This window comes from Thermoclostridium caenicola (genome assembly GCF_900142095.1).
GTDB classification, from domain to species: domain Bacteria; phylum Bacillota; class Clostridia; order DSM-8532; family DSM-8532; genus Thermoclostridium_A; species Thermoclostridium_A caenicola.
Genome location: NZ_FQZP01000020.1, coordinates 1 through 16,109 on the forward strand (window position 1 = coordinate 1; position 16,109 = coordinate 16,109).

Sequence of the window (16,109 nt, forward strand, 5' to 3'; positions counted from 1 at the left end):
CATCCTCCTCGGTTTGGTATTTGTTTAGCAACTATATTTTACCGAGGTATGAGCTTTGGCTCAACTCCTTTTTACACCATTATATAGACTTAATCCACATTCTGTTTTCTGTTGCATGAAAATAGGGTAATAATAATTGAACATATGATAAAAGATGGTTCTTCCATCGCGAAAAGGGGATGATTCCTGTGCTGCACAATATCCTGTTTCCCAAGAATAATCTCCAGCATGCGCTGGATGCTTCCTGGCTGAGAAACGAGGTCATTGTCAACAACATCGCCAACGTTGATACGCCCGGATATAAGCGGAAAACTGTCAAATTCGAGGAATTCCTTAACAGTGAAATGAAAACAGGAAAAATCAGCAAGGGACAGACAAAACTTCAGTCATCTCCCATTATGGTAACACGGGATTACAGCACCCTGAGCTACCGGTCTGACGGCAATAATGTGGATATCGAAAACGAAATGGCCGAGCTGGCCACCAATTCAATCCGTTACAATACCCTCATCCAAAAAATGAACGGCGATTTCCAGAACCTTCGTAAAGTGATCAGGGGAGGTGCTTGATAAATGGCTGTTTTCAATGCGTTCAGCATCAGTTCTTCAGCGCTGACGGCCCAAAGGTTGCGCATGGATATCATCTCACAGAATATCGCCAATGTGAACACCACCAGGACAGCGGACGGCACGCCATACCGCAGAAAAACCGTGGTGTTTGCCGAGCGTGAGGGCACCTCGTTCTCGCAATACCTTTCGGAGGCAAGCAAGGGACGCTATCTTGCAGGCGGGGGTGTGAGGGTATCCGCCATTGTCGAAGATCCGTCTCCGTTCAGGGAGGTTTATGATCCAAGCCATCCCGATGCGGATGAAAACGGAATTGTGCGGATGCCCAATGTGGAAATCGTTACCGAGATGGTCAACATGATCTCGGCCACAAGAGCTTATGAGGCTAACATCACAGCCCTTAACGCATCCAAATCCATGGCCAGCAAGGCCCTTGAAATCGGAAGATAAAGCCTTAAAGGCGTAAATACTGCCAGAAAGGAATGAGAGTATGGCGCTTGAAGCAATTGGCTCTGTCAATACGGTTCTGCCGGGTATCAGGCCGTTGAAGGTTTCGGATACCGGCGATAATGAAGTGAGTTTCAAAGACATGCTTTTGGATGCCATCAACAGCGTGAATCAGTTGCAGCATGAATCCGACGCCATCACGGAGGATTTCATAGCCGGCAGGACGGACAGCATCCATGACGTGATGATTGCAGGAACCAAGGCCAGCCTGGCACTGGATTTCATGATTGAGATCCGGAACAAGATTGTGGAAGCCTATCAGGAAATCATGAGAATGCAGGTATAATCCTGATATGCTGCATGCAGAAGAGAATGTGTCGATGATACAAATGAAGGAACCTTCGCCGGAAGGAAGATGATGAAATGCCAGAGGGAATCAAGAAAATCAAGGAAAAGGCTCAGACATACTGGAAGGAACTAGAGAAGAGTCAGAAGATCAGAATTTACGTAATGGTTTCCATTGTTCTTTTGGCAGTTATCGCCACACTGGTGATGACACTGCGCGTGGAATACGTTCCTTTGTTTGATTCAACCGAGTACATAAACCTTAAGCCCGTCGTTGAATATCTCGATGAGAACAATATCAAGTATCAGAAAGGCAGCAACCAGATTTATGTAGACAGCAGGAAAAAGAAGGACATCGAATTTGATCTGACCACCCAGGGTATTGTGTCTCCCGAAGTATCCTTTGCAGATACCTGGTCAAAGCTATCCCTCACGGCAACCGAAGCAGACAAGGAAAATCTCTGGAAGAACTATCTCGTCAACGATCTGGTATACAAACTCAAGAAGTTTGATAATGTTGAAAACGCCACCGTTCAGTACACCAGGCCCGAAAAAACCTATTGGGCAAGGGACAACGGCGAAGATCAGGGCAGTGCCTATGTCATGCTGAAGACAACCAGTGCCCTGACGCCTGATCAGGTGGATGCGGCGGCCAAAGTTGTGGCAGCTTCCCTTGGTGTTCCCGCCGACAGGGTAACCATCGTCGATCACAATCTTAATCCCCTGACACGCCAGGGTGCCAACGATTTGGTTCGGGCATCCACCCAGGACGAGATGAGGCGGCAACGGCAGCTGGAGCTGGAGCAAAAGGTTTATGAAACCTTCAAAATCGGGGTGGTCCAGAATGCCAATTTCGATACCATGAGCGTTTCTGCCAACCCCACTCTGGATTTTGACACACATAAGAGTGTTTCCAGGGAGTATTCGGCTCCCGATCCCGATGGCCAGGGCTTCAGGAACAACTACGAGATGCTGGAGGAAAACCTGACCAATGGCAATGCCGGAAGCATCCCGGGAACCGATACCAACCCCCAGACGGCGCCCACTTACCAGTTCGGTGAGAATGAGCGGTCCGATTACAGGAAAGTCCAGTCCTACGAGGAAAGGCTTTTCAACGAGACCAATTCGGAAACCGAGAAGGCGCTGGGCAAGCTGATACCCAACGAATCCACCATGTCCATTGTGCTCTGGTATGGGAAAGTGGTAGAGACCGCGGAGGGGCTTACCCCCGAATATCTGAACGAGGTGAGGAAACTGGCGGCTGATGCCACAGGGATTCCTGCCCAGAACATCACGGTCAGCATACAAAAGCTGATGCCCGAGCCCATGCCGGTTGAAACACTGTCTGATACGTTCAGGGAACTGTTTGACCAGTATGGCTTATACGTACTGATGCTGATTCTCCTGGTGATCATGGTGGTTACAGCCCTGCCCAGGAAAAAATCGGATATGGAAGAACTGGAGCTTGCGGCTGCAGAAGTTGCGGCAGGAGCGGGTGCCATTGAGGAAACTATTCCGGATATCAGTGTTGAAGAGCAATCCGAACTGAAGAAGCAGATTGACAAATTTGTACAGCAGAATCCTGATGCCGTAGCCCAGCTATTAAGGAACTGGATTGCCGAGGATTGGGAATAAATCCGGAGGTATGAACGAATATGCCCGTTAAAAACGAACAAATTCGAAATCTGACCGGCCGGGAAAAGGCTGCCATGTTGCTGATCACCCTGGGGCCAGAACGTTCTGCACAGATTTTCAAGCATCTCAAGGAGGAGGAAATTGAGCAGCTGACATTGGAAATAGCCAATATCAGAGCGGTTTCCCCGGCAGAGCGTGAGAAGGTTTTGAATGAATTCTACCAGTTGTGCCTGGCACAGCAGTACATATCGGAAGGTGGTATCGGCTATGCCAAGGAGATTCTGGAGAAAGCCCTGGGAACCGAGAAAACCATGGAGATCATCAACAAGCTGACCGTTTCCCTCCAGGTACGGCCATTCGATTTTGTCAGGAAAGCGGATCCATCCCAGGTCCTCAACTTTATTCAGAGTGAACATCCACAGACCATTGCGCTTATTCTCGCTTACATGAAGCCTCAGCAGGCTGCCCAGGTGCTGTCTGCACTGCCTCAGGACAAACAGGCAGATGTAGCCAAGAGAATAGCCACCATGGACAGAACCTCGCCGGAAATCATCAAGGAAGTGGAACGGGTTCTCGAAAAGAAACTCTCCAACCTCGTCACCGAAGATTTCACGGCCGTTGGCGGCATTCAGGCCATTGTCGATGTACTCAATTCGGTTGACCGCGGAACAGAAAAATATATCATGGACACCCTTGAGATTGAGGATGCGGATCTGGCTGAGGATATCCGCAAGAGAATGTTCGTCTTTGAGGATATCCTGCAGCTTGATAACCGGGCCATTCAGCGATTCCTGCGCGAAGTGGACAACAGTCTGCTTGCCCTGGCGCTCAAGGGAGCTACCGAAGAGGTCCAGAACGTCATATACAGCAATATGTCCAAGCGTTTGGCGGATATGATCAGGGAAGATATCGAATACATGGGTCCTGTACGCCTCAAGGATGTGGAGGAAGCCCAGCAGAAGATCGTCAACGTGATCAGGAAGCTGGAGGACGCAGGAGAAATTATCATTTCACGTGGCGGAGGCGACGAAATCGTTGTATAGCAGTGCATACGGATACGGCGTATATAAAAGAAACCAGATCAGTATGGGGAAGCCATACCAGATCAAGAACAGCAGCCCGGTCAGGGTCGCCGTTGAAGATCCCGGCGTAACGCAGAGCGAGGATCCCGGGCAAAAAGCCGAGGAGATTCTTGCCAGGGCCAGGGAGGAGGCAAGGCTCATCATCCAGGAAGCCGAGCTGGAAGCCCAGCGCCTGCTGGAACAGGCCCAGGCTCAGGCCGAGGCACTTGCCGCAGAAGCTGAGCAGCAGGCCAAGGAAGAGGGATACCGGAACGGTGAAAGCCTGGCACAGCAACATTATCAGGAGTTGCTGGCCGAAGCCGAAGCGTTCAGGGATCGGGCGAAGACGGAATATGAGGAAACCATACGCTCCCTGGAACACGATATCGTGGAACTGTCGCTGAGCATCGCCAGAAAGGTCCTGGGAGCCGAGCTTGAAACCAGCAGGGACGTGATCCTCACCATTGCCGCTGAAGCCATTGAGGCCTGCATGAACCGGGATCGCATCGTGCTGAAGGTTTCAGGCGATGATTATGATTATGTGACGGATCATATTGAGGATCTCCGAAGCGGCACGAGCAATATCGGTCAGATAGAAGTCCGGAAGGACCAGACCCTTTCCAGGGGAGCCTGCATCGTGGATACCGGCTACGGTATGGTGGACGGCAGTCTGGAGACCAAAATGGAAATGGTGGAGCAGGCTTTCCGGGAAGTGCTGGGTGAGTTAGACAGGAATGAGTAACCAAACCCTCTTGAGCAAATATCATAGGCTGTTGGATGAAAGAAGCTTTGTCCGCTATATGGGCAAAGTGACCAAGGTCGTCGGTCTGACGATAGAATCGGAAGGTCCTGAAACGCATGTCGGAGCGCTCTGCTCCATCCGATCCCGCAGGCACAGGGATGTCCTGGCAGAGGTTGTCGGTTTCAGGGATAAAAATGTTCTTCTGATGCCGATTGGAGATATGTCGGGCATCGGTCCGGGCAGTACGGTTACGGTCTATCACAGGGATTTGGAAGTAGCGGTCGGAGAATCGCTGCTTGGCCGTGTTCTTAACGGATTGGGCCATCCCATGGACGGTAAGGGACCGATTATCCCGGAATGCTATTACCCGGTGTCAAACAGCCCGCCGAATCCCATGACCCGGCCCAGGATCAAACAGGTGCTTCCACTCGGTGTTAAGTGTATCGACGGCCTTCTGACTGTTGGCAAAGGTCAGCGTATGGGCATCTTTGCCGGCAGCGGCGTGGGTAAAAGTACCCTCCTGGGTATGATTGCCCGGAATACAAAGGCCGATATCAATGTTATCGCGCTGATCGGCGAGCGTGGAAGAGAGGTGCGGGACTTCCTGGAAAGGGATCTCCAGGAAGAAGGACTTAAAAGGTCCGTCGTTGTTATCGCCACTTCCGATCAGCCTGCCCTCATCCGACTGAAAGGCGCCATGGTGGCTACCGCCATCGCGGAGTATTTCAGGGATAAGGGAAAGGACGTTCTGCTCCTCATGGATTCCCTCACGCGCTTTTCCATGGCCCAGCGGGAGATCGGGCTGGCCATAGGAGAACCCCCCGTATCCAGGGGATATACGCCTTCGGTGTTTGCCGTGCTGCCCAAGCTCCTGGAGCGGGCCGGCACGTCGGAAAAGGGATCCATTACGGGTCTTTATTCGGTGCTGGTGGACGGCGATGACATGAATGAACCCATTACCGATACCGCCCGCGGTATACTGGACGGCCACATAGCCCTCTCGAGGCAGTTGGCCCACCGGAACCATTATCCGGCCATTGATGTACTGGGAAGCGTCAGCCGTGTCATGAACGATATCGTTGATGACGAGCACAAGGAATATGCCAAGGAGCTGAGGCGTGCTCTGGCGGTTTATCGGGACGCGGAGGATCTGATCAATGTGGGTGCCTATGTGAAAGGCAGCAATCCCGACATTGACAGGGCCATCAGCCTGAACGCGGGTATCAACCGTTTCCTTACCCAGGAAGTATCGGAACGCTATTCCTTCCGGGAGACCATTGAACTGCTGAAAGAAGCGATCACCCTGAAGGAATCCAGATAAAACGGGGATGACGGGGAAACGCTCCCGGTTTCCAATCATCCCGTGCTGCAACGGAGTGAGATATGGCAGGGTTCAGGTTTAGGTTGCAGAAGCTGCTCAATCTGAAACAGCAATTGGAGGATAAAGCCAAAAACGAACTTGGGCTTGCCATGAAGGCTCATGAACTGGAAAAACGCAAGCTCGCGCTGCTTGATGCCGGGATTGTGCGTATCTCCGACGACTTCAGACAGGCCTGTTCCGGAACCATACGGCCTGAAAGGATCCAGGCCATCCGAACCTGGCTCGAGGTCCAGAAAACAGCCCGGGAACAGCAATTGGATGCTGTAAAGAAAAGCGGCGAAAATGTCGATAAAGTAAGAGTAAAGCTCGTTGCAGCCATGCAGGAAAAAAAGATCCTCGCGAATCTGAGAGACAAGGAATTTGAAAAATTCCTGAAACAGGAAGCCCATAACGAGCAGAAGCTTACGGATGAGCTTGTCAGTTACAGGGAGAGTGTAAAAATAACAGCAGTGGGAATGGAAGGGCAATAACGCGGCATGTGACGCCGGCTTCCGCCCTTAGGGGAGATTGTAATGGCTGTAAAAACAAAAGATAATTCGAAAAATCCCAAACCGACTGTGCAGAATCCGGAAAGAAAAATGCCACAAATACTGCAGGGAATCTTGGCGGTTGTGCTTGCGCTGGTCATTGTCGCCTTGGTTTTCTGCGGTGTTTTTTATATTATCCTGAAGAACAATGTCTATGGCCTGGGAGAGTTTTTCAGGCCCGCGTTCCAGGACAGCCCCATTCTCAGGCTGGCCCTTCCGACATCTCCCGGGGAACATGACCCGGATGCGCCCGAGAATCTTACCGACGCGGAGATTCGCAGGAAATACGTGGAATACAGGCAAAGGGTTTCCGACCTCACTGCTGAGCTGGAAGAGCTGAAAGGGGTTCTCGCCCAGTATGAGAGCGATCTGCAGGTGCTGGAAGAAAACAAGGCTGTGCTCGAGGCCAACAAGCAAGTGCTGACCACCATCCAGAATGAGCAGGTGAAGCTGGAACAGCAGAAAGCCGAGGTCGCGAAGCTGATAGCCGAGGGCAACAAGGAAGGGTTCAAGGAATACTATTCGCAAATCGATGCAGAGACCGCGTCGGCTATCTATAAAGAGCTGGTTAAGGAAGATGTCAACAAGCAGATCAAGGCCGAACTGGCCAAGCCCTATGCGGCTATGGATCCTGCCAGCGCCGCAGGCGTTCTGACCGAACTGTGGAGCAAGGATCAGGAAACGGCCATTGGCATATTTGAAGGCCTGAATGCCAACGCACAGGCGCAGATCCTACAAAACATGGAGGCCCCGGTGGCCGCCGATATCACCAAAACGCTTATGGACAGAAAGCTTGTCCGGTAAGCAGCTTTGAACACGGGCATATGCCATCCGCAAGGATGATAGCATAGCAGAAAACTTTGGCGGAAGGAGGTGAACAGCAAATGGGCAACAGTATTCTGACCAGCCTGATGGTTTCCGGTATTGGGACGTCCGGCAGGGTCGGCACGGTGAGGAAGCAGGATAACGGCGATTCCTTTCTCGGCATTTTCTCGGAAAAGCTGCAGGAATCCATGAATTCCGGAAATAAGGCGCAAAGGACCGCCAGGGGCGCCGGCCAGGAAGCCGCCGGAACAGCAGCCCGGAAGGTCCAGGGACGTGATCGCCAGGCTTTGGCGGAGAAAACCCTCTCGGGTGAAAAGGCGGATGGCCTGTCCGACAGGCGCGCCGTATCCAGGGCATCCTCTTCCGCTGACGAGCCGGAGAAATTCGACAGGCCGGAAAAGAAGACCTTAACCGATGAGCTGGCTTCGCTGCTTGAATCCCTGCTCATGGATCTGGAGAGACTCCTGGCCGCATGGCGTTCTTCAGAAGAAACGACTGCGGAAGGTTCCGCATCCCTGGAAACCGCCAATGCGCTTGAGGCTCTGCAGGCCATCATGGACGGCAATCTGGAAAAGCTCCGGGAACTCATGGAAAGAATTCAGGCCATGTCAAAGGGTTCCGGACAGGATGGACTCCTCGCCCTGATGGATGACATTGAAACCTTGATTTCAAAGCTCCAACAGGTTGAAACCATCCGTAGTACGGCAGATGCCGGTCTGACTGCTGCGGAGACTGGCGGAGAAAACCTTGAAGCCCTGATAGCCCAGCTCCAGAGCCAATGCCGCCAGATGGCTGAAAGGCTGAGGAACGGGCAAACCTGTGAGGCAAGCCAGGAGCTGGCATTGGAAGCTGCGGCAGGCCAGGAATCGGTATCAATCCAGGGCGCCGGAACAACCGATGCAGGCCGGATGGAGAACCAGACGCCGGAAAAATCCGAGAGGTCGGACAAGGCTGACAAGGCCGGTGCGGATGCGTCGGGCAGGACCAATGGCGCAGGCATGGAGACAGGAACTGCAGAAAATGTACAGGCTCCGGAAAGCTCCGATTATCTGCCCCAGAACCAGCAGGCTGTTCCTGCAGCACAGTTCCAGGCTGAACGGAGCAATTCCGTAACCGAAAAGTCCGTCTTCTACCTGTCGGACAAGCAGATGGGTCAGACCATCATCAACCAGGTCGCCATGAAAGTCAGGTTGATGGCCGGCGAAAACAGGCAGGAACTGGAAATGCAGCTGAAGCCGGAGAGTCTGGGCAAGCTGACCCTCAAAATCATCCATGAGCGGGGAGAGATCCTGGCAAAGATCACTGCAGAAAACGAGCAGGTCAAGTCCATCCTTGAAAGCAACATGCAGCTTTTGAAGGACGCTCTGGAGAAAAACGGGTATTCGGTTCAGAGCCTGGATGTTTCGGTAGGCAACCGGAACGGCGAGAACCAGGCGGCGCAGGCCCAATCCCATCAGAAGGGATCCGCCAGGCGCAAAGGGGTGAAGACATCCGGCACCAGATCTATAACCGGCGCTGTAAGGCCGACACCGGAAAGCACCCTTTATGATTTGGGTATGCCGGGTATCTCGCAGCAAATTGATCTCACGGCATGAGAAGGGGGTGAAAACAGATGGCAAATGTTACTTCCGCAACAAGCTCCCAGAAAACCATTGAACAAGTTCTGGCAGAACAGGCCAACAAGGTAGTCAATACAAGAAATACCGGGGAACTGGGAAAGAACGACTTTTTGCAGCTCCTCATCACCCAGGTGCAGCATCAGGACCCGCTGGAGCCGTTGTCCGACACCGACTTTATCGCCCAAATGGCCCAGTTCAGTGCCCTTGAACAGATGCAGAACCTGAACAATTCCTTTGCCATGACCAAGGCCTTTGGCATGATCGGCAAATACGTTTCGGGGCAGATGACCGATACGGAGACGGGCAAGACCTCCTACATCGAGGGGATTGTTGAGTCCGTCCGCATAAAGGGAAGCAAGGTTTATGCGCTGGTTAACGGGCAGGAAATCGAGATCGACAAGATCACCGATGTGGCCGATATCTCCCTGGGCAACAACTTCAAAAGGATCTCCGATTACAGCGGGCTGGTGGGCATGCTCGGCAGCGCGTATCTGTACAACGACAATGGCGACAAGGCCACCATCCAGGGTATCATCTCCTCCCTTGAGCAGCGGCTGGACGGCATCTATGCCCGTCTGGATGAGGTGGATGTCAGGCCCAAGGATCTGGATCTTTCGGACTATGAGAGCCCTGAGGCGTTTGTGGTGGCGAATGCAGGCAAGGAGATCACCGTCAAGGTTGCTGATCCGACAACGGGTACCGTGGTGCGTGTCACCGGTATCCTGAGGGACGGCTATCTGGACAAGAACGGCAATCTGCGACTGCTCATCGATGGCGTAACCCTGCCGGTAGATGATATTTATGCCACTGAGATTGCGGATCTCTATTCAAGCCAGCACATGCTGCTCCAGCAGATCCTCCAGGTGCTCAGGGAAAAGCTGGGTTCAGACCAGCCGAAGGATGACTCGGGAGAGGATGAAGGAGCCGAAAACGATACTGGAACGACAGGAGGGGTAGAATGAATATCAACAACAGACCCGTCCAAAGCATCAACCAGTATCTGCAAACCGTTCAGAGACCGGCAAACGAGCGGGTGAAGACCCAATCCGAATCCTTCTCCGCAATCCTTGACCAGAAGCTCCAGGAGAGCAGGGAAGTCAAAATCTCAAAGCATGCGGCGCTGAGGCTGGAGGCCAGGAACATCCGGCTGGACGGCGAGAAGCTGGAACGGCTGAAATCAGCGGTCGACCGGGCCCAGGCCAAAGGCGTGAGGGATTCCCTGGTGGTGATGGAGGACGTGGCCTTCCTGGTAAATGTGCCCAACAGAACCGTCATCACGGCGGTCAAGCAGAGCGAACTGAAGGAAAACGTCTTCACCAACATCGACGGAGCGGTATTTACCTGAACTTCAAACCGTAAACCAACAATTCAGCCGGACCCTTCCGGGAGGCTGATCGTTTCCGACTGACAGACGAAACGAACACGGGAGGTTGATTAATTTATGATGGTGTCAATGTTTGCAAGCGTTTCAGGCTTGAAATCGCACCAGACCAAGATGGACGTCATCGGCAACAACGTTGCCAACGTCAACACCGTCGGATTTAAGGCGGCAAGAACCACTTTCCAGGAAATTTTCGCCCAGACCCTGTCATCCGGATCGGCTCCGGACAGCGCAACGGGCAGGGGCGGTACCAATCCCATGCAGATCGGCCTTGGCATGACGGTGGATTCCATCAGCACCGACATGGGCCGGGGCAGCGTACAGCGCACCGAGAGCCCATCCGATCTTTCCATCGAGGGTGAGGGCTTCTTCATCGTCAGAAGCGGCAATTCGGGAGAATTCCTCTTTACGCGCGCAGGGAACTTCACCTTCGACGTGGCGGGCAACCTGGTCACATCCAGCGGAAAGAACGTATACGGATGGATGGATTATGAAATAACGGATGACGGCTATGTGTTCAAGACCCAGGATCCGATCCAGCCCATCAATCTCTACGAATTCAATGGTGAGAGCAGACGGATCATGGCGGCCAGAGCCACCACGGAGGCCGTGCTGGCAGGAAACCTGGATGCCACCAGTAAACCTGTATATGGCAGCGATAATGATGCAGATGTCAGGGAAATCGACGACTCAGTGCCGGCTACTGATGGTGATGGCATCCCGGATATCCCGGATAAAGACGGTAAGGACGGTAAGAACGTAGAACCCCATTATATCGTTCCCATCCATGTATATGACGTGCTGGGCAACGAGTACAAGCTCAACATTAACTTCTGGAAGACATATGTGTATGCGGATGGGGATCAACGCCATACGCAGTGGTATTACCTTGTAACGCCGGAAGGCAGCAGCGCTAGCGCTGTGTCAGGTGGTAATCCTGCAGCAGGCTACCTTTGCTTTGACGCAACAGGTAAACTGGTTACCAATGATCAAACCAACTTTCCTACATCCATAAAAGTTGAGGTAACACCGCCGGGCGACTCAGGAGCAGGCATTTTTGAGTTCACTCTGGATCTTAGCCGACTGACCCAGTATGCCGATGACAACTCCGTTTCGCCCTCAAGGGTGGACGGTTATCCGCCAGGAAAGCTCATCAACTATACCATCGGCGATGACGGCGTCATTACCGGTATTTACGATAATGGCCGTCGCCAGCCCCTGGCCATGATCGCGCTGGCTGTCTTTGAGAACCCGGCCGGTCTGGAAAAAGTGGGATCCAACGAGTTCAGGGAAACCGCAAACTCCGGTGCTTTCAGCGTTGCTGCAAAGCCGGGGACCAACGGCGCCGGCAAGCTCGTGCCCGGAACCCTTGAAATGTCCAACGTGGACCTGGCAGCCCAGTTCACCGAAATGATCATCACCCAGAGAGGTTTCCAGGCCAACAGCCGTGTGCTGACCACTGCGGATGAGATCCTTCAGGAACTTGCCAACCTGAAACGTTAAGGCGTGCCTGATGGGCCGGCACTGCCTGCCGGCCCATCCCGCCTGACTTTGTAAGCGGCACCCGCGGGGCATGTCCCCTGTTGGGACGGGAGGTGCGAAAAATGATTAAGGTTTCCAGGTTCAACGGCACCAGCTTTGTGATCAACTGCGAATGGATCGAAACGGTGGAAGCCACACCGGATACCGTTATTACGCTTGTCAACGGCAAAAAGTATGTGGTCAACGAAAGTGTTGATGACATCATCGCCGCGGTAGTAGAATATAAGCAAAAAGCGGGATTTATCAACAGATTGATTAACACGCAACCAGAAAATGACGATAAATGACATAGAATAGAAATTAAAGGGGTGTCCCACTTTGCAGGGTAAATCATTGTACGCCATATTGCTTTCCATCATAGCAGTTCTTACGCTCGCGCTGGCTGTTCTTGTGATATTCCTGTTTACGACATACAACGGAATAAATCCTGACAAGCAGGCCAATGCGACTGAACCGCCCCAACAGGTCAGGGACGTACCGCCTGAGGAACAGGCAAAGCTTAACATCTATGCCACCGAAGACGGAATTGGCGGGGATGCCATCTTCAACCTGAAGCCTTCCCCGGCCCATGAAAATAGCTTTCTGAAGGCTTCCGTGACCATCGTATACGATACGGGCAAAAAGAGGAAGAACCTGGAGGAACGCACGGCGATTCTGAAGGAATGCCTCGGAGAATTCAAGGAAGCCTGCATTGAATATTTCAGAAGCCAGACCTATGAGCAGCTCAGCGAAGACAATGCCATGGAAAAAGCCAGGGATACCCTGAGGGACAAGTTCAACAGCATTCTTGAAGGCAGAACCGATGAGCGAATCGTTCTCCGGGTTGTCTTTGAAGGCTGGATAATTCAACCGTAGAGGGAGGCGAATTGCACCCGTGGGCGACATACTTTCCCAAAATGAAATAGACAGGCTGCTGCAGCAGCTGAATACGGGAGAGCTTGATGTCAAGGAGTTCAGTAAGGACACGACCGAGAAAAAGATTCGGAACCATGATTTCAGGCGCCCCAGCAAATTTGCCAAGGACCACATCCGGACCCTCAGCATCATCAACGAGAACTATGCCAGGCTTTTGACCAACTTCCTGTCCGGTTATCTGAGAACACTGGTGCAGGTGGATGTGCAAACCGTTCAGCCCCTTCAATACTCGGAGTTCACGAACTCCATTGCCAACCCGGCTGTTCTTGGAATCGTCAATTTTGACCCGCTGCCTGGTTCCATTGTCTTCGAGATCAACCCGACCATTGCCTATTGCCTCATCGACAGGATCCTCGGCGGCAAGGGTGCGGGGGTGGACAGGGTTCGAGGTTTTACCGAAATAGAGCTTGCCATCCTCATGCGGCTTATGACTCAGATGTTGAGCCTCATGCGGGAGCCCTGGGAGAACGTGACCGAGATCAGGCCTGTGCTGGACCGGATCGAAACCAACGCGCAATTTGCCCAGCTCATGTCTCCCAACGAGATGGTGGCTCTGGTAACCTTTACTGCAAAAATCGGCGAGGTGGAAGGGCTCTTTAACATCTGTATTCCCCATATGGTAGTGGAGCCGGTCATGCCCAAGCTTTCCACCAAGCTGTGGTTCTCCCTCATCGAAAAGGGGTCAACCAAGGAAACAAGGGAGTCCATTGAGAACAGGGTCAGGGATACATCCATTCCTGTCATCGCGGTTCTTGGCAGAACCCAGTTGTCGGTCCAGGAATTCCTGATGCTTCAGGAAGGGGATGTGCTTCCGCTCAATAGCAACATAGACGGCAAACTGGAAGTCTATACCGGGGATATCCTGAAGTTCTATGGCAAACCCGGTGTACGGAACAAGAAGACGGCCATAAAGATCACGGATATTGTCAGAACGGAGGAAGATTAAATGGGTGACATGTTGTCTCAGGAAGAAATTGATGCCCTTCTGCACGGCGTAAGTTCCGAGGATGAAAGCATGACGGAAGATGTGGCAAATTTGGCCGAACCGGAGACTGAGGCCCTGACGCCTGAAGAAGTAGACGCTTTGGGTGAAATAGGGAATATCAGCATGGGCACCTCGGCAACAACCCTGTATGCCCTGCTTGGCCAGAAGGTCACCATTACAACGCCCCGCGTTGAGGTAACGACCTGGGATAAGATTGCCAAACTTTTCGTCAAGCCATTTGTGGCGGTCAAGGTGCAGTATACCGAAGGACTGAAAGGCCTGAACCTCCTGTTCGTGAAAGAGGAAGATGTCAAGATCATCACCGATCTCATGATGGGAGGCGACGGGTTCGGCAATATCAACGGCGAGCTCAACGAATTGCACCTGAGCGCAATTTCGGAAGCGATGAACCAAATGGTGGGTTCGGCATCCACATCCCTTTCGTCCATGTTTGACAAGAGGGTTGATATATCTCCTCCTGAATCCACTCTGGTCGACAGCGCCGGCAATATCGACAGGATCAAGATCGGAGCCGAATCGTCCATTGTCATGATCATGTTCAAACTCCAGATTGGCGAGCTGATAGACAGTGAGATCATGCAATTGCTTCCAATTCCATTTGCGAAGGAAATGGTGAAGAATCTCATGAACAAGAACAAACTGTCCCACTCCGTCAATGATAACGGTATGGCACAGCAGCCGCCTGTTCAGAACCAGGCCCCGCAGATGCAGCAAGCACCGCTGCAGCAGCCGCAGGCGCCCCAGATGCCGCCCCAGTACGCTTATCAGCCTGAACCGCAGGCACCGGGATTCGGCATGCAGATGCCCAGGCGGCCGCAGCCGTCGCCGCAGCCCATCAATGTTCAGCCGGCACAGTTCCAGAGCTTTGAAGAAGATGCGTTTGCCTTTGACGGCAATAACATCGGCCTCCTGATGGATGTGCCTCTGCAGATTTCTGTGGAGTTGGGCCGCACAACCAAGAAGATCAGGGAAATCCTCGAATTCGGCCAGGGCTCCATCATTGAACTGGACAAGCTGGCCGGAGATCCTGTGGATATCCTTGTAAACGGCAAGGTTATCGCCAAGGGAGAAGTGGTCGTGATCGACGAAAGCTTCGGTGTGCGCATAACCGATATCCTGCATCCTTCAAAAAGGCTTTAAAATTGGCGATTTTTCGGGTATAATCGATATAAATTGAAAATGCATGTCATATCGTGTATAGTTTTATATGTACAGCAGTATGTGAAGGAGAGGATATGACCTATGGCTAGTATTCTGATCGTTGACGACGCTGCTTTCATGCGCATGATGATCAAGGACATCCTTACAAAAAACGGTTATACCGTGATCGGAGAAGCCGAGAATGGTCTCAAGGCCGTGGAGAAATACAAGGAACTGAATCCCGATTTGGTTATAATGGATATTACCATGCCTGAAATGGATGGTATTCAGGCTGTCAAGCAAATCAAATCGCTTAATTCTGCTGCAAAGATTATTATGTGTTCCGCTATGGGTCAGCAAGCCATGGTCATTGAATCCATACAGGCCGGAGCGCGTGACTTCATTGTTAAGCCTTTCCGGGCCGAGCGCGTCATTGAAGCGGTCAAGAAGGTTGTCGGATAAAGATCCGGAAGGAATTGTGTGCTGATGGAGTTTGGTGACATCTTTCTAGTGCTGGGCATGTTGATTATCTTCTCGGCAGTTTTGTTCATTGCCTGGCTTACTGCCAGACTGCTGGGAAGAAAAGTGGCCGGAGCATCGAAGAACAAGCTCATGAGCATTGTGGAGACTTTGCCGTTGGGCTTGGATCGTTGTCTCTATCTGATAAAAGCAGGTGAGCATTTCTTTCTTTTCTATGCGACCCGAAAGGATTTGAAACTGGTTTCCGAGATTAAACTTGACGAGGATGCGCTGGCTGTCCGCAATGAGGCTGAAGAAAGCAACACGGGGTTTGATTTTAAGCGGATCTTTGACTTTTATTCCGGTTTTGGGAAAAAAGGCAAGCAAACCGACAAGGAAGATGCCGATTCAATCTGGCAACTGGACAGCCATGAGCACCAGCCCGGCGGCCTTTCCGAAAATGTCCAGAAACTTCGAAGGCTCAACCGGAACGAAGAGCATTACAATGGTTGAATTCA

At 52.2% G+C, this 16,109-nt stretch carries 19 protein-coding genes; all 19 read left to right on the top strand.

Annotation, left to right across the window (positions count from 1 at the left end; all coding sequences use genetic code 11):
- The first annotated feature begins 188 nt into the window (after positions 1 to 188).
- The 19 genes from flgB to F3H12_RS06930 all read left to right on the top strand — a co-directional run bounded on the left by flgB (position 189) and on the right by F3H12_RS06930 (position 16,104).
- Complete coding sequence (gene flgB / locus F3H12_RS06840) at positions 189 to 569, top strand: flagellar basal body rod protein FlgB (RefSeq protein WP_422822203.1); 381 nt, start codon at positions 189 to 191, stop codon at positions 567 to 569.
- A gap of 3 nt (positions 570 to 572) precedes the next feature.
- Positions 573 to 1,016 (top strand): flagellar basal body rod protein FlgC, encoded by a 444-nt coding sequence (flgC, locus tag F3H12_RS06845; protein WP_149678598.1) that lies wholly within the window; start codon positions 573 to 575, stop codon positions 1,014 to 1,016.
- A 40-nt stretch (positions 1,017 to 1,056) separates the two neighbouring features.
- A complete protein-coding gene (fliE, locus tag F3H12_RS06850; protein ID WP_149678599.1) occupies positions 1,057 to 1,359 on the top strand; it encodes a flagellar hook-basal body complex protein FliE in 303 nt (100 codons plus the stop codon).
- A gap of 77 nt (positions 1,360 to 1,436) precedes the next feature.
- A complete protein-coding gene (locus tag F3H12_RS06855; protein WP_149678600.1) occupies positions 1,437 to 2,993 on the top strand; it encodes a flagellar M-ring protein FliF C-terminal domain-containing protein in 1,557 nt (518 codons plus the stop codon).
- Positions 2,994 to 3,013: 20 nt separating this feature from the next.
- A complete protein-coding gene (gene fliG / locus F3H12_RS06860; RefSeq protein WP_149678601.1) occupies positions 3,014 to 4,036 on the top strand; it encodes a flagellar motor switch protein FliG in 1,023 nt (340 codons plus the stop codon).
- The gene (locus F3H12_RS06865; protein WP_149678602.1) at positions 4,029 to 4,796 is read left to right on the top strand and encodes a FliH/SctL family protein; all 768 of its coding nucleotides are present in this window, start codon (positions 4,029 to 4,031) and stop codon (positions 4,794 to 4,796) included. The genes fliG and F3H12_RS06865 overlap by 8 nt, the downstream gene beginning before the upstream one ends.
- Positions 4,789 to 6,117 (top strand): flagellar protein export ATPase FliI, encoded by a 1,329-nt coding sequence (gene fliI / locus F3H12_RS06870; RefSeq protein WP_149678603.1) that lies wholly within the window; start codon positions 4,789 to 4,791, stop codon positions 6,115 to 6,117. The genes F3H12_RS06865 and fliI overlap by 8 nt, the downstream gene beginning before the upstream one ends.
- A gap of 62 nt (positions 6,118 to 6,179) precedes the next feature.
- Positions 6,180 to 6,647 carry a flagellar export protein FliJ gene (gene fliJ, locus F3H12_RS06875; RefSeq protein WP_149678604.1) on the top strand — a complete coding sequence of 156 codons (468 nt, stop codon included), beginning with the start codon at positions 6,180 to 6,182 and terminating at the stop codon, positions 6,645 to 6,647.
- Positions 6,648 to 6,779: 132 nt separating this feature from the next.
- Entirely contained in the window at positions 6,780 to 7,508 is a 729-nt protein-coding gene (locus tag F3H12_RS06880; protein ID WP_149678605.1) for a magnesium transporter, read from the top strand.
- An 80-nt stretch (positions 7,509 to 7,588) separates the two neighbouring features.
- Positions 7,589 to 9,124 (top strand): flagellar hook-length control protein FliK, encoded by a 1,536-nt coding sequence (locus F3H12_RS06885; RefSeq protein WP_149678606.1) that lies wholly within the window; start codon positions 7,589 to 7,591, stop codon positions 9,122 to 9,124.
- 17 nt (positions 9,125 to 9,141) lie between these two features.
- Positions 9,142 to 10,110 carry a flagellar hook capping FlgD N-terminal domain-containing protein gene (locus F3H12_RS06890; RefSeq protein ID WP_149678607.1) on the top strand — a complete coding sequence of 323 codons (969 nt, stop codon included), beginning with the start codon at positions 9,142 to 9,144 and terminating at the stop codon, positions 10,108 to 10,110.
- The gene (locus F3H12_RS06895) at positions 10,107 to 10,493 is read left to right on the top strand and encodes a TIGR02530 family flagellar biosynthesis protein (RefSeq protein ID WP_149678608.1); all 387 of its coding nucleotides are present in this window, start codon (positions 10,107 to 10,109) and stop codon (positions 10,491 to 10,493) included. The genes F3H12_RS06890 and F3H12_RS06895 overlap by 4 nt, the downstream gene beginning before the upstream one ends.
- A 96-nt stretch (positions 10,494 to 10,589) precedes the next feature.
- Positions 10,590 to 12,032, top strand: a complete 1,443-nt coding sequence (locus F3H12_RS06900; RefSeq protein WP_149678609.1) for a flagellar hook protein FlgE — start codon at positions 10,590 to 10,592, stop codon at positions 12,030 to 12,032.
- 101 nt (positions 12,033 to 12,133) lie between these two features.
- Positions 12,134 to 12,358 carry a flagellar FlbD family protein gene (locus F3H12_RS06905; protein WP_149678610.1) on the top strand — a complete coding sequence of 75 codons (225 nt, stop codon included), beginning with the start codon at positions 12,134 to 12,136 and terminating at the stop codon, positions 12,356 to 12,358.
- Between the two features lie 31 nt (positions 12,359 to 12,389).
- Positions 12,390 to 12,926 carry a flagellar basal body-associated FliL family protein gene (locus F3H12_RS06910; protein WP_149678611.1) on the top strand — a complete coding sequence of 179 codons (537 nt, stop codon included), beginning with the start codon at positions 12,390 to 12,392 and terminating at the stop codon, positions 12,924 to 12,926.
- A gap of 19 nt (positions 12,927 to 12,945) precedes the next feature.
- The gene (gene fliM, locus F3H12_RS06915; protein ID WP_149678612.1) at positions 12,946 to 13,932 is read left to right on the top strand and encodes a flagellar motor switch protein FliM; all 987 of its coding nucleotides are present in this window, start codon (positions 12,946 to 12,948) and stop codon (positions 13,930 to 13,932) included.
- Positions 13,933 to 15,132, top strand: coding sequence for a flagellar motor switch phosphatase FliY (gene fliY, locus F3H12_RS06920; RefSeq protein WP_149678613.1), 1,200 nt, complete (start codon positions 13,933 to 13,935; stop codon positions 15,130 to 15,132).
- A gap of 102 nt (positions 15,133 to 15,234) precedes the next feature.
- Positions 15,235 to 15,594, top strand: coding sequence for a response regulator (locus F3H12_RS06925; protein ID WP_149678614.1), 360 nt, complete (start codon positions 15,235 to 15,237; stop codon positions 15,592 to 15,594).
- A 24-nt stretch (positions 15,595 to 15,618) separates the two neighbouring features.
- The gene (locus tag F3H12_RS06930) at positions 15,619 to 16,104 is read left to right on the top strand and encodes a flagellar biosynthetic protein FliO (protein ID WP_188118419.1); all 486 of its coding nucleotides are present in this window, start codon (positions 15,619 to 15,621) and stop codon (positions 16,102 to 16,104) included.
- The last annotated feature ends 5 nt before the right edge of the window (positions 16,105 to 16,109 follow it).

Bases quoted from the DNA above. Each gene is read 5' to 3' on its own strand.
- flgC (WP_149678598.1), top strand. From the start codon at position 573: ATGGCTGTTTTCAATGCGTTCAGCATCAGTTCTTCAGCGCTGACGGCC.
- fliE (WP_149678599.1), top strand. From the start codon at position 1,057: ATGGCGCTTGAAGCAATTGGCTCTGTCAATACGGTTCTGCCGGGTATC.
- F3H12_RS06855 (WP_149678600.1), top strand. From the start codon at position 1,437: ATGCCAGAGGGAATCAAGAAAATCAAGGAAAAGGCTCAGACATACTGG.
- fliG (WP_149678601.1), top strand. From the start codon at position 3,014: ATGCCCGTTAAAAACGAACAAATTCGAAATCTGACCGGCCGGGAAAAG.
- fliI (WP_149678603.1), top strand. From the start codon at position 4,789: ATGAGTAACCAAACCCTCTTGAGCAAATATCATAGGCTGTTGGATGAA.
- fliJ (WP_149678604.1), top strand. From the start codon at position 6,180: ATGGCAGGGTTCAGGTTTAGGTTGCAGAAGCTGCTCAATCTGAAACAG.
- F3H12_RS06885 (WP_149678606.1), top strand. From the start codon at position 7,589: ATGGGCAACAGTATTCTGACCAGCCTGATGGTTTCCGGTATTGGGACG.
- F3H12_RS06890 (WP_149678607.1), top strand. From the start codon at position 9,142: ATGGCAAATGTTACTTCCGCAACAAGCTCCCAGAAAACCATTGAACAA.
- F3H12_RS06895 (WP_149678608.1), top strand. From the start codon at position 10,107: ATGAATATCAACAACAGACCCGTCCAAAGCATCAACCAGTATCTGCAA.
- F3H12_RS06900 (WP_149678609.1), top strand. From the start codon at position 10,590: ATGATGGTGTCAATGTTTGCAAGCGTTTCAGGCTTGAAATCGCACCAG.
- F3H12_RS06905 (WP_149678610.1), top strand. From the start codon at position 12,134: ATGATTAAGGTTTCCAGGTTCAACGGCACCAGCTTTGTGATCAACTGC.
- fliY (WP_149678613.1), top strand. From the start codon at position 13,933: ATGGGTGACATGTTGTCTCAGGAAGAAATTGATGCCCTTCTGCACGGC.
- F3H12_RS06925 (WP_149678614.1), top strand. From the start codon at position 15,235: ATGGCTAGTATTCTGATCGTTGACGACGCTGCTTTCATGCGCATGATG.
- F3H12_RS06930 (WP_188118419.1), top strand. From the start codon at position 15,619: ATGGAGTTTGGTGACATCTTTCTAGTGCTGGGCATGTTGATTATCTTC.